Annotated in this window: 11 protein-coding genes; 9 read left to right on the top strand and 2 right to left on the bottom strand. The window is 71.5% G+C overall.

Annotation, left to right across the window (positions count from 1 at the left end):
- Complete coding sequence (locus Vau01_RS49590) at positions 1-1287, bottom strand: ABC transporter substrate-binding protein (protein ID WP_204008071.1); 1287 nt, start codon at positions 1285-1287, stop codon at positions 1-3.
- 139 nt (positions 1288-1426) lie between these two features.
- Between Vau01_RS49590 and Vau01_RS49585 the strand changes: the two genes are divergently transcribed.
- The 9 genes from Vau01_RS49585 (at position 1427) to Vau01_RS49545 (ending at position 11645) form a co-directional block, all read left to right on the top strand.
- Positions 1427-2173, top strand: a complete 747-nt coding sequence (locus Vau01_RS49585) for an SDR family NAD(P)-dependent oxidoreductase (protein WP_204008069.1) — start codon at positions 1427-1429, stop codon at positions 2171-2173.
- Between the two features lie 30 nt (positions 2174-2203).
- Positions 2204-2914: a FadR/GntR family transcriptional regulator gene (locus Vau01_RS49580; protein ID WP_204008067.1), complete on the top strand. Its 711-nt coding sequence runs from the start codon at positions 2204-2206 to the stop codon at positions 2912-2914.
- On the top strand, positions 2911-4056 hold the full coding sequence (dgoD, locus tag Vau01_RS49575) for a galactonate dehydratase (protein ID WP_204008065.1): 1146 nt from the start codon (positions 2911-2913) through the stop codon (positions 4054-4056). Before Vau01_RS49580 ends, dgoD begins: the two co-directional genes overlap by 4 nt.
- Positions 4050-4859, top strand: coding sequence for a hypothetical protein (locus tag Vau01_RS49570; protein WP_204008063.1), 810 nt, complete (start codon positions 4050-4052; stop codon positions 4857-4859). The genes dgoD and Vau01_RS49570 overlap by 7 nt, the downstream gene beginning before the upstream one ends.
- Positions 4856-5476, top strand: coding sequence for a bifunctional 4-hydroxy-2-oxoglutarate aldolase/2-dehydro-3-deoxy-phosphogluconate aldolase (locus Vau01_RS49565; RefSeq protein ID WP_204008062.1), 621 nt, complete (start codon positions 4856-4858; stop codon positions 5474-5476). Before Vau01_RS49570 ends, Vau01_RS49565 begins: the two co-directional genes overlap by 4 nt.
- Positions 5473-6411, top strand: coding sequence for a sugar kinase (locus Vau01_RS49560; RefSeq protein WP_204008060.1), 939 nt, complete (start codon positions 5473-5475; stop codon positions 6409-6411). The genes Vau01_RS49565 and Vau01_RS49560 overlap by 4 nt, the downstream gene beginning before the upstream one ends.
- A gap of 109 nt (positions 6412-6520) precedes the next feature.
- Positions 6521-8584 (top strand): NPCBM/NEW2 domain-containing protein, encoded by a 2064-nt coding sequence (locus Vau01_RS49555; protein ID WP_204008059.1) that lies wholly within the window; start codon positions 6521-6523, stop codon positions 8582-8584.
- A 14-nt stretch (positions 8585-8598) separates the two neighbouring features.
- On the top strand, positions 8599-10962 hold the full coding sequence (locus Vau01_RS49550) for a glycosyl hydrolase family 95 catalytic domain-containing protein (protein ID WP_204008058.1): 2364 nt from the start codon (positions 8599-8601) through the stop codon (positions 10960-10962).
- A 167-nt stretch (positions 10963-11129) separates the two neighbouring features.
- On the top strand, positions 11130-11645 hold the full coding sequence (locus Vau01_RS49545) for an RICIN domain-containing protein (protein ID WP_204008057.1): 516 nt from the start codon (positions 11130-11132) through the stop codon (positions 11643-11645).
- A 54-nt stretch (positions 11646-11699) separates the two neighbouring features.
- Here Vau01_RS49545 and Vau01_RS49540 read toward each other — a convergent pair.
- Positions 11700-11937 (bottom strand): hypothetical protein (locus Vau01_RS49540; protein ID WP_204008056.1); only part of this gene is annotated, 238 nt, incomplete at its 5' end.

Below are 11937 nucleotides of genomic sequence, written 5' to 3'. Positions count from 1 at the left end.
TCAGCCCTTGAAGACCTTCTCGGCAGACGTCTGCCACTCGGCGAGGATCGCGTCGATCTGGTCGGGCTTGTCGATGAACTTGGTCAACGCGACGTCCGCGGTGGGCTGTAGCTCATCGCTGGAGTCGCGGTTGAAGAACTGGGTCAGCTCCGCGGCGTCGGCCAGCATCGCCTTGCCCTTGGCGACCAGCGGCGAGTCTTTCGCCTTGGCCTTGGGGTTGGCGGGCAGGACGATGCCGGCGCTGTTGGCGATGTAGGTCTCCTGGGCCGGTGCGGAGGCCAGGTAGGTCAGCAGGGCCTTGGTGCCCGTGGGGTTGGCGGACTTGGCGCTGGCGAAGAAGCCGTCGGTGGGCGCCTCCTCCGCGACCGGCACCGCGGGGTCGATGATCGGGAACTGGAAGAAGTCGATGTCGTCGAGGGCGTCCTTGGGTGCCGCGTCGGCGAAGAAGGTGCCGATGAGGAACATGCCGGTCTTGCCGCCCAGCAGGGCGGTCGTCGCCTCCTGGAACGGGTAGGCCTTGCCCTTCGGGTCGAAGTAGGGCAGGACCTCGCGCCACTTGGCGAACACCGCCTTGACCTTGGGGTTGTCGAAGCGCTGCTTGCCGGCGAGCAGGTCGCGGTGGAACGGCGCGCCGTTGATGCGGATGTCGAGGTAGTCGAACCAGGCGGAGGCGACCCAGGGGGTGTCGCCCAGGCCGATGCCGATCGGCGGAATGCCCTTGCCCTGCAGGACCTGGCAGACCCCGATGAAGTCGGACCAGGTCTTGGGGGGCTGTACGCCCCACTTGGCGAAGTTCGACTTGCGGTAGAAGAAGCCCCACCAGTAGTTGTTGGTTGGTACGAAGATCTGCTTTCCGGTGCTGTCGGTCGACAGGGTGCGCATCGACTGGGGGTAGTCGGCCAGTCCCTTCCAGACGTCGGAGACGTCGAGCAGCAGACCCTTCGTCGCGTAGGCGTTGGCGACGGAACCCGCGTACCAGGTGAAGACGTCTGACGGGTTGGCAGAGGTGAGGTTGGTCGCCAACTGGGTGCGGAAGACCTCCGCGGCGATCGTGTTCAGTGTCACCGTGCCCTTGCCGAGCTTGTTGAACTCGGCGACGACCTTTTCGATGCCGGCCTTGGACTGCGGCGAGGAGAGGTTCGACTGGAGGGTGACGGCGCCACCCGTGTTACCACCGGAACCGGCGGAGCTGGCGCAGGCGCCCAGCAGCGCGCTGGCGCCGAGCGCGCCGACGCCTGCCAGGCCGAGGCCGAGCAGCCGGCGGCGACCGGGCTCGAAGTCGCTCACTGGAGATCCTTCCCGAGGGGGTGCCGAGGGCTGACTGTGTGTATTTCGATCACGTAAGCCCGTGTGTCCAACAGGTTGCATCGCGCCCTCGCGACTGTCAAGATATATTCGTAATTAATGACTAGATGGGAGCCAACCCATGCGCGGCCTCGACGGCATGACCGCCCTGATCACGGGAGCCTCCGGCGGCATCGGCGCGGCCACCGCCCGCCGGCTCGCCGTCGAGGGAGTGGCCGTCGGCCTGCTCGACATCACGGATGCGGGCCCCATCGCCGACGAGATCAACCATAACGGAGGGCGAGCACTCTCCGTGATCGGCGACGTATCCGACGAAGCCGCCTGGCAGTCCACGACCGCCGCGGTACGCGACACACTCGGCCCGATCGGCATCCTGGTCAGCAACGCCTACGCCGTCGAGGTCACGCCGGCACATCTGACCAGCCGCCAGTCCTGGGACCACCAGCTCGCCGTCAGCCTCACCGGCACCTTCCTGGGCGTGCGCGCGTGCCTCGCCGACCTGCGCGCCGAGCGCGGCGCGGTCGTGGTCGTCTCCTCGGTGCACGCCCTGGTCGGCCTGCCCGGCCGCCCGGCCTACGCCGCGGCCAAGGGCGGCCTGGTCGCCCTGGCCCGCCAGCTCGCCGTCGAGTACGGGCCCGAGATCCGGGTCAACACCGTGCTACCCGGCCCGATCCTCACCGCGGCGTGGGACGGGGTATCCGATGCGGACCGCCGCGCCAGCGTGGCGGAGACTGCGGCCAAGCGGTTCGGCACCCCCGACGAGGCAGCCGCGACGATCGCGTTCCTCGCCTCCGCCGACGCCGCCTACGTCACGGGCGCCAGCCTGGTGGTCGACGGTGGCTGGACCGCCACCAAGGCATCGGCCTGACCTGACCGACGAGCGAGAAGGCGCGAATCATTGCCAAACTACACAGGACGCGGCGTTCACGGGCAGACCGTCGAGATCGTCGCCGGGCGGATCCTCTCCGGCGAGATCCCCGAAGGCGCGACGATCAACCTCGCCGCGCTGCAGGACGAGCTCGACATCAGTCTCACCGTGATGCGCGAGGCGCTGAAGGTGCTCTCCGCCAAGGGCCTGGTCGACGCCCGCCAGAAGCGCGGCACGTTCGTCCGCCCGCGCGCCGACTGGAATCTGCTCGACGCCGACGTCATCCGCTGGCAGTTCGCGGGTAGCGCGGACGCCGCGCTGCTCGACCAGCTCCACGAGGTACGCGCCATCGTGGAACCCGCCGCCGCGCGGCTGGCCGCGGCCCGCGCCACCGACGCCGACCTCGTCGCGCTCGACGCCGCACTGGCCCAGATGGCCGACGCCCGCGACGATCCGGCCGCCGCCGTCGCGGCCGACCTCAGCTTCCACCGCGCCCTGCTGCACGCCGCCCACAACGAGTGGCTCGAGCGGATGAAGGTCGTCATGGAGACCGGCCTGGCCGAACGCGACCGCCTCGTGCACGGTGCCGCATTCGACGACGACCCGGTCCCCAGCCACCAGGCGGTCGTCGCCGCGATCCGCGTCCGCGACGCCGCGGCCGCCGAACGCGCCATGAGCGACCTGCTGGACAAGGCGGCACAGGACGTCGCGCACGTCCGCAAGGAGAAGGAAAACCGGTGAAGATCGACCGAATCGAGACGTTCCTCGTCGCGCCGCGGTGGCTGTTCTGTCGCGTGCAGACCGACGACGGCCTGGTCGGCTGGGGCGAACCCGTCGTCGAAGGCCGCGCCGAAGTCGTGCGCGCCGCGGTCGAGACGCTGTCCGAACTCCTGATCGGCCAGGACCCGCTGCAGATCGAGCACCACTGGCAGGTCATGACCAAGGGCGGCTTCTACCGCGGCGGCCCCGTGCTGTCCAGCGCCGTCGCCGGCCTCGACCAGGCCCTGTGGGACATCGCCGGACAGGCCTACGGCGCCCCCGTGCACGCTCTGCTCGGTGGGCCGGTGCGCGACCGCGTCCGGATCTACGCCTGGATCGGCGGCGACGACCCGATCGACATCGGCGAGCAGGCGGCCGCACAGGCCGAGGCCGGGATGACCGCGGTGAAGATGAACGCCTCCGGACGGCTGTCGCCGATCCCGACCTCGGCCGAGGTCGACGCCGTCGTGAACCGGGTCGCCGCCGCCCGCGCGGCCCTCGGCCGTGACCGCGACGTCGCCATCGACTTCCACGGCCGGGCCGGCATCGCCGCCGTACGCCGCATCCTGTCCGAGATCGCCGACCTCCGGCCGTTCTTCGCCGAGGAACCGGTCCTGCCCGACCAGGCCCACCGCCTGCACGACATTGTGACCTGCTCCACGGTCCCCATCGCCACCGGCGAGCGGCTGTACGGCCGCGCCGAGTTCCTCACCCCGCTGCAGGCCGGCGTCGCGGTCGTGCAGCCCGATCTGTCGCATGCCGGCGGCATCTCCGAGGTGCGGCGCATCGCCGCGCTGGCCGAGACCTACGGCGCGGTCCTCGCCCCGCACTGCCCCCTCGGTCCGATCTCGTTGGCCGCGAGCCTGCAGGTCGCGCTGGCCACGCCGAACTTCCTCATCCAGGAGCAGAGCATCGGCATCCACTACAGCCAGGGCTCCGAACTGCTCGACTATCTGGTCGACCCGGCGCCGTTCGCCTTCGTCGACGGGCACATCAACCGCCTGGACGCTCCCGGCCTCGGCATCACGGTCGACGAGGCGGCGGTCCGCAAGGCGGCCGCGACCGGCCACACCTGGCGCAACCCGATCTGGCGCCACGACGACGGATCCTTCGCCGAATGGTGACCGACGCCCCCGTCGCGCTGCGCGCCGTGCTGGACCCGGCCCACGGCGGACGGTGGACCAGCCTCGCCGGCGGCGGCCGCGAATGGCTCTGGCACCGGGCCGGAACCCGCCGCCGCGGCGCGGTCCCGGGCGACGACTTCGTCGACGCCGGTGGTCTCGAGGAGTGCCTGCCGACCGTGCGCGGCCGGCCCGACCACGGCGACGTGTGGGCGCGCCCCTGGCAGCCCGCCGGCGACACGCAGACGGTCGCGACACCGGAGTTCACGCTGACCAGGCGCCTCCGCGAACGCGTTGGCGAGCTCCTGGTCGACTACGTCCTGGACGCCGATCCCGGCTACCGGTTCGTGTGGGCCGCGCACGCCCTGCTCGACCTGAGCCCGGCCGCCCGCCTCGACGCACCCGCCGGCACCGCGACCCGGGTGTTCCCCGAATCCGGCCCGTGGCTCGAAGGGCCCTGGCCGGCACCGGCCGGGCTGACCCTCGACCGGCTCGGCCCCGACGACGGCACCGCCGTCGGCGCGATCCTCACCGACTGCCCGACCGTACGCGTCGTCGACGGACCCGACCGGCTCACCCTGCACCTGGACTGCGCCGGGCAACCCCGCTCCACCGCCCTGTGGCGCAACCTGCGCGGCTGGCCCCAGCCCGGTCCCTACCGCAGCATCGGCGTCGAACCGATGCTCGGCGCGGTCTTCGACCTGGCCACGGCCGGTCCCGGTGACGCCGCCACCGTGCCCGCGGCCGGCCGGGTCACCTGGCGTCTGACCATCGCCGCCCACCGTCGCGGAGGCACCACCGCATGAACCTGCTCGACACCCTGCGCACCCGTCGCCTGCTCGCGATCGTGCGGGGCACCGACCCGCGCGCCGCCCTGGACAGCGTGCTCACCCTCGCCGACAGCGGCGTCGGCCTGATCGAGGTCTCGCTCACGTCCGCCGGGGCGCTGGACACCATCCGCCGGGCCCGCGCCGCGCTCGGCCCGGACTTCGCCCTCGGCGCCGGGACGGTCCTCACGGAGACCGACGCCCACCGGGCCGCCGACGCCGGCGCGACCTTCCTCGTCACCCCCGCCATCGCACCGAGCCTCGCCGAGGCCGCCCGCCTCGCCCTGCCCGTCCTGGCCGGGGCGCTGACCCCCACCGAAGTCGTACAGGCCGGCCTCGCCGGCGCCGCGGCGGTCAAACTGTTCCCCGCCTCCGTCGGCGGCCCGGCCTACCTGCGCGCACTGCGCGACCCGTTCCCGGAGACCGCGTTCGTACCCGTCGGCGGCGTCGACGCACTGCTCGCGCCGCAGTTCCTGAGCGCCGGCGCGGTCGCCGTCGGCGTCGGCTCGCCGCTGCTCGGTGACGCCGCCCACGGCGGTGACCTCGCCGGGCTGCGCGAGCGCGCCGCCGCGTTCCTCGCCGGAACAGCCGGATGATCGACCTACTCACCCTCGGCGAGACCATGGCCGCGTTCCGGATGGCCGGGCCGTTGCGGCTCGGCGGACCGGCACACCTGTCCATCGCCGGTGCCGAGTCCACGGTCGCGATCGGAGTTGCCCGGCTGGGCCATCGCGCGAGCTGGCTCGGCGTCACCGGCGCCGACGAGCCCGGCGAACTCATCAGGCGTTGCCTGCGCGCGGAGGGCGTCGACCTCTCCCTGGCGCGCGTCGACCCGCACGCCCCGACCGGGCTGATCCTGTTCGAACCCCGGGTCGGTGACCGCACCCGGGTCAGCTACCACCGCACCGGCTCGGCCGGCTCGCAACTGGCCGCGCTCGACGTGCCCCCCGCCTTCGCCGCCGACCGGACGCCGCGGATCCTGCACGTCACCGGAATCACCTGCGCGCTCGGCGACGGTCCGTACGCCGCGGTACGCGCCGCGGTCGGCCACGCGCGTGCCGCGGGCGCCCTGGTCTGCCTCGACGTCAACCACCGGACCCGGTTGTGGCCGGCCCGGCGGGCCGCGGCCGCGTTGCGGCCCCTGGTGCCCTCGCTCGACCTTGTGATCGCCTCCGACGACGAGCTGTCGGTGCTCACCGACGACGCCGACCCGGTCGCCGCGCTGCTGGCCGCGGGCGTGTCCGAGGTGGTGGTCAAACACGGTGCCGGCGGCGCGACCAGTCACGGCGGGCACGGCTCGCTGCACCGGCCCGCGCGACCGGTCCCGGTGGTCGACACCGTCGGCGCCGGCGACGCCTTCGTGGCCGGGCTGCTGTCCGGCATGCTCGACGGCGCCGACGTCGTGGGCCGGCTCGAACGCGCGGTCACCGTCGCGGCGTTCGCCGTCGCCACGCGCGGCGACTGGGAAGGGCTGCCGTTCCGCGAGGATCTCGCGCTGCTCGACCACGACCCCGGCAGCGCCGTCCGCTGACCGCCCCGCACCGCGCCGCGCCGCCTCGCGCCGCGGCCCGGCAAAGTCCAACTCATAATTTATGAAATAATCTTGACATGACGGCGAAACGAGCCGCAGGATTTCTGATGTGAAACGGCATGCGCTCACCGCCCTGTTCGCTATCGCCGCTGGTCTCCTGATCGCGCCCGCCCAGGCGGGTGCGGCGCCAGCCGCGCCGACCGGCCACAAGATCCTCGGCTCGACGCCCTACCAGGGCTGGAACACCTACTTCGGCCTCGGCGGCGACTTCACCGAGCAGTCGGTGCGCGAGGTCGCCGACTCGCTGGTCGCCAAGGGGCTGGCCCGGGCCGGCTACAACATCGTCTGGCTCGACGGCGGCTGGCAGGACCCAGAACCGCGGACGGCCGCCGGCGACCTGCGGGCCGACCGGACCCGGTTCCCGAACGGGCTGACGCCGCTCGTCGACTACATCCACTCCAAGGGCCTCAAGGCCGGCATCTACACGGACGCCGGACCGTACATCCCCGGCCGGTGCGGACTCGGCAGCGGCGGCTACTACCAGCGCGACGCCGACCAGTTCGCCGCCTGGAAGTTCGACGCGGTCAAGGTCGACTTCCTCTGCGGGATCGCCGCCGACCTGGACCCGAAGACGGTCTTCACCGAGTTCGCGCGGGCGTTGCGGAACAACGCCAGCCACCGGCCGATCATCTTCAACCTGTGCAACCCGGTGACCTCACCGGACTGGGGCAACTACCCGCCGGAGCAGCAGTCGACGTACTCCTGGACCTACGCGCCGGCGATCGCACAATCCTGGCGGACCTACACCGACGTCGGCTTCGTGTTCGACATCAAATTCAAGGACGTGCTGCGCAACTACGACGCGAACGCGCGGCACCCGGAGGTCGCCGGCCCGGGTCACTTCAACGACCCGGACTACCTCGGCCCCGAACTCGGGATGACCGACGAGGAGTTCCGCACCCAGATGACCCTGTGGTCCGTCGCCGCCGCGCCGCTGGTGATCGGTAGCGACGTCCGCAAGCTCAGCCGGACCTCCGTCGACACGCTCACCGACCCCGACGTGCTGGCGATCAACCAGGACCCGGCCGGTGTCCAGGCCGTCCGGGTCGGGCCGGCCGGTACGACGGAGACGTGGGTGAAGCGACTGGCCAACGGCGAGCGGGCCGTGATGCTGCTCAACCGCGGCGACAGCCCGAAGATCCTCACCACGACGGCCTCGTCGGTCGGCCTCTCCGGGCGGCGGTTCACCCTCCGGAACGCCTGGACCAACCAGGTCACCGAGAGCGCCGGCACCATCAGCGCGGCCGTCGCGGCCCACGGCGCCGCGCTGTTCCGGGTCGGCCCGGCCCGCGGCAAGCCCGGCGTCCCGCACGTGACCGCGGGCCTCCCGCAGGTGACCAACGTCGGCGGTCTCCCGACGCCGGACGGCACCGCGCCGGTGCTCGCCGGTGGTGACGTGGCGCGGGTCGAGGTCACCGTCCGCAACGACGGCACCCGGCCCGTCTTCGCACCGAAGGCCAGCCTGGCCGCGCCCACCGGTTGGGCGGTCATACCGATCGGCGCCGCACCGGCGCTGCTGGCGCCCGGCAGTGCCGCCACCGTCGCCTTCGCGGTCACGCTCCCCGCCGCCGCGAGCACCGGCGCGGCCACGTTGACCGCCACCACGTCGTACGGCGTTGCCGGCGGCCGGCGGTTGGCCCAAACCACGGTCTCGGCGGTGGTGGTCGCGCCGGCACCGCCCGACGGCGAGGTCGTCCTGTCACACCACACGTGGATCAGTGCGACCAGCGGCTGGATGAGTCCGACGATCGATCTCAGCGTCGGTGGTGGGTCGCCGCTGAGCGTGCTCGGCCAGGTGTACCCGACCGGCATCGGGGTCGCGTCGCCGTCCGCGGTCCGTTACTACCTCGGCGGCCGGTGCGACCGGCTGACCGCGATGGTCGGCATCGACGACGCGGTCCGCAACGTCGGACCGGAGGGCGCGACCGCGACCTTCCAGGTGATCGGTGACGGCCGGGTGCTGTTCGACAGTGGGCTGCTGACCCGCGACGACACCCGCCGGATCGACGTCGATCTGACCACCGTCCGGGTGCTCGACCTGGTGGTGGGCGACGGGGGCGACGGCGGCTACAACGACCGCGCCGACTGGACCGGCCTGACCGCCGCCTGCTGAAAGGGAATGCCGCCGTGGCTCCGCCTTCCCGTCGCGACTTCCTCCGGGTCACCGGCGCTGCCGGCGCCGGCCTCGCCCTTGCCGGAACGCGGCCGTTCGCCGCCCACGGCGCACCGACCCGTCCGTCCGACGTGCAACTGGTGCCGGCGGACCAGGCGACAACGCTCTGGTACCGCACTCCCGCCACCGAGGCCCGGATCATCGAGCAGGCACTGCCGGTCGGCAACGGCCGGCTCGGCGCTCTCGTCGGCGGCGATCCCGCGGACGACTTCCTCTACCTGACCGACGGCTCGTTCTGGACCGGCACCCGCAACGACACGCTTCAGGACGACGGCCAGCTGCCGTACGGCCCGAACGACTTCGGCAGCTTCGGGCTGCTGGCCAAGGTGCGGGTGGCCCTGCCCGGGCACACCGGCGACGCCATCGCGGACTACCGCCGGCAGCTCGACCTCAGCAACGGCGTGGTGTCGGCGTCCTACCGGCACGGCGACACCCGCTACCGCCGCGAGGTCTACGCCAGCCACCCGGACGACGTCGTGATCGTCCGGCTCACCGGCGGGCCGCACACCGGCACGATCACGCTGGACGGCACGCACGGCGAGACCACCGCCGGCGGCGCCGGGCAGCTGTCCTTCGCCGGGACGCTGTCCAACGGGCTGCGGTATGCCGCGGCGGTGACCGCGGTCAGCGCCACCGGGCGGGTCGGCGTCGACGGCGGCAGGCTGACCTTCGCCGGTTGCCGCGAGTTGCTCGTCGTCGTGTGCGGTGGCACCGACTACGCCCCGGACGCGGCGACGAACTACCGCAGCCCGGCCACCGACCCGCTGGCCGTCGCGCGCGTCAAGGTGACGGCGGCCGCGGCTGTTGCCGGCACCACGTTGCTGACCACCCACGTGGCCGACTACCGGCGGCAGTACGACCGGATGACGATCGACCTGGGCCGGTCGTCGACGGTGCAGCGGTCGCTGGACTCCTGGTCGCGGATCGCCGTCCGCTACACCGACCCGACCACCCCCGACCCGGAGCTGGAGGCCGCCTACGTCCAGTACGGCCGCTACCTGACGATCGTCGGGTCCCGCGACGGGCTGCCGATGAACCTGCAGGGCATCTGGGTGCACAACAACAACCCGGACTGGTACGCGGACTACCACACGGACATCAACGTCCAGATGAACTACTGGTTGGCCGACCCGGCCGGCCTCGGCGAGAACGCGTACCCGCTGGCCCGGTACTGCGTCTCCCAGCTGCCCGCCTGGACCGACGTCACCACGCGCCTGTTCAACGACTCCCGCAACCGGTTCCGCAACAGCAGCGGGAAGATCGCCGGCTGGGCGATCGCGTTCTCCACCAACATCCACGGCGGCAGCGGGTGGGGCTGGCATCCGTCCGGCAACGCCTGGCTGTGCAACTCGTTGTTCCGGCACTACGAGTACAGCCAGGACCGCGCGTACCTCGACCTGATCTATCCGGTCCTCAAGGGTGCGGCCGAGTTCTGGCAGGCCCGGCTGATCCCCACGACGGTCACCGATCCGGACGGGTCGCGCCGCGAGGTGCTCGTCGACGACACCTCCTGGTCGCCCGAGCACGGACCCGACGGCAAGGGCAACACGTACGGTCAGGAACTGGCCTGGGATCTGTTCCGGCAGTTCCGGATCGCGTCCCGCGTGCTCGACCGCGATCAGGCGCTGGCCACCGACCTGGCCGCCCGGCAGGCCAAGCTGTACCTGCCGCGGGTCAGCCCGAAGTCCGGCTGGCTCGAGGAGTGGATGACCCCGGACAACCTCGGCGAGACCCTGCACCGGCACCTGTCCCCGCTGATCGGCCTGTACCCCGGCGACCGGATCAACCTCGATGACAGCCCCAAGGAGCAGATCGACGGCGTCCGCGCGCTGCTCACCGCCCGCGGCATGGACAGCTACGGCTGGGCCTGCGCCTGGCGGTCGCTGTGCTGGGCGCGGCTCAAGGACGCGGAGAAGGCGTACCAGCTGTACCTGACCGTCCTGCGCCCGTCGCTGAACAACGGCAACGGCACGGCGTCCAACTGGTTCGACATGTACAGCCAGAACAACGCCTACACGATCTTCCAGATCGACGCCAACCTCGGCGGTGCAACCGCGGCCCTGGAGATGCTGGTCTACTCCCGGCCGGGTGTGATCGAGCTGCTGCCCGCCCTGCCCAAAGCCTGGGCGGCCAAGGGCCGGGTCACCGGGATCGGCGCCAATGGTGGCTTCGAGGTCGACCTGACCTGGCGCAGCGGCACGGCGACGGTGGCCACGATCCGCAGCGTGGGCGGCACGTCAACCGAGCTGCGCGCCGGCACGTTCCGCACGACCATCACCCTGAAACCGGGCCGGTCGACGACCGTCCGATTCTCCTGACCGGCCAGCTCGGTTGCGCTGAGCCTCGGGTGGGTCCGCCCTCATCACCAGGGTCCTCCCCTGATTCGGGGCGCCTTCCCCAGGGTGCCCAATGGAGGGCGACCAGGTCCATCTCGACGAGGGCAGGAACGATGCATCAGACACTACGGCGCGCACGACCGCTCATCATGGCTTGTCTGGCGTTGCTGACGGCGGCCATCGGCGGCCTTGCGTTGCCGACCGCTGCGCAGGCGAGCGACGAGCCCGCCTACTACCAGATCGTCAATCGGTACAGCGACGAATGCCTCGACGTCTGGGGCGCCTCCACGCAGCACGCGGCCAATGTCGGTGTATGGCGTTGCGTGGGCGCGGACAATCAACTGTGGTACAAGGAATCCGCGGGCCGCTTCGACAACAAGGACTACTTCTACATCAAGGCCCGGCACACCGGGATGTGCCTCAACGTGGCCTACTACGGCCAGGCCAACGGGTCCGACGTGGTACAGGCGACGTGCTCGAACGGCACCAACGAACAGTGGGAACTGGTCCAGGTCGACGACACGAGCTACTACCGGCTGGCCGCCCGCCACAGCGGAAAGTGCCTCGACAAGACCGCAAGCGGGGACGTCGTCCAGTGGAAGTGCTGGGGCCGCTATGAGGAGTGGCAGCACTGGCGATTCGCCTACATCGGCGGAACGGTCTGATGACCGGGCGGCTGGTCGGCGCGAGGTTCGGTGCCGACCAGCCGCGATCTGCTGTCACGGGGTCAGATAGCACGACTTCTGTACTCCGAACAGCGGGTCACCGCCGAAGGCGGCCGCGGTGCACGGAGCGCTTGCGGTGAAGCTGCGGAACACGTACCTGCCGTTGGCGCCGAAGGCGACGGTCTGCGAGCCGCTGAACGTGCAGGTGCCGTTTTCGGCGGCGCACGTGGTGCCGTAGCCGTTGGGTCCGCCCGTGCGGGTGTAGCAGGCCTTCGCCGTGTTGGGGATCGGC

This window comes from Virgisporangium aurantiacum, assembly GCF_016863635.1.
GTDB classification, from domain to species: Bacteria; Actinomycetota; Actinomycetes; order Mycobacteriales; family Micromonosporaceae; genus Virgisporangium; species Virgisporangium aurantiacum.
This window is presented reverse-complemented; position numbering and strand designations above follow the sequence as displayed.

Bases quoted from the DNA above. Each gene is read 5' to 3' on its own strand.
- Vau01_RS49585 (WP_204008069.1), top strand. From the start codon at position 1,427: ATGCGCGGCCTCGACGGCATGACCGCCCTGATCACGGGAGCCTCCGGC.
- Vau01_RS49570 (WP_204008063.1), top strand. From the start codon at position 4,050: ATGGTGACCGACGCCCCCGTCGCGCTGCGCGCCGTGCTGGACCCGGCC.
- Vau01_RS49565 (WP_204008062.1), top strand. From the start codon at position 4,856: ATGAACCTGCTCGACACCCTGCGCACCCGTCGCCTGCTCGCGATCGTG.
- Vau01_RS49560 (WP_204008060.1), top strand. From the start codon at position 5,473: ATGATCGACCTACTCACCCTCGGCGAGACCATGGCCGCGTTCCGGATG.
- Vau01_RS49545 (WP_204008057.1), top strand. From the start codon at position 11,130: ATGGCTTGTCTGGCGTTGCTGACGGCGGCCATCGGCGGCCTTGCGTTG.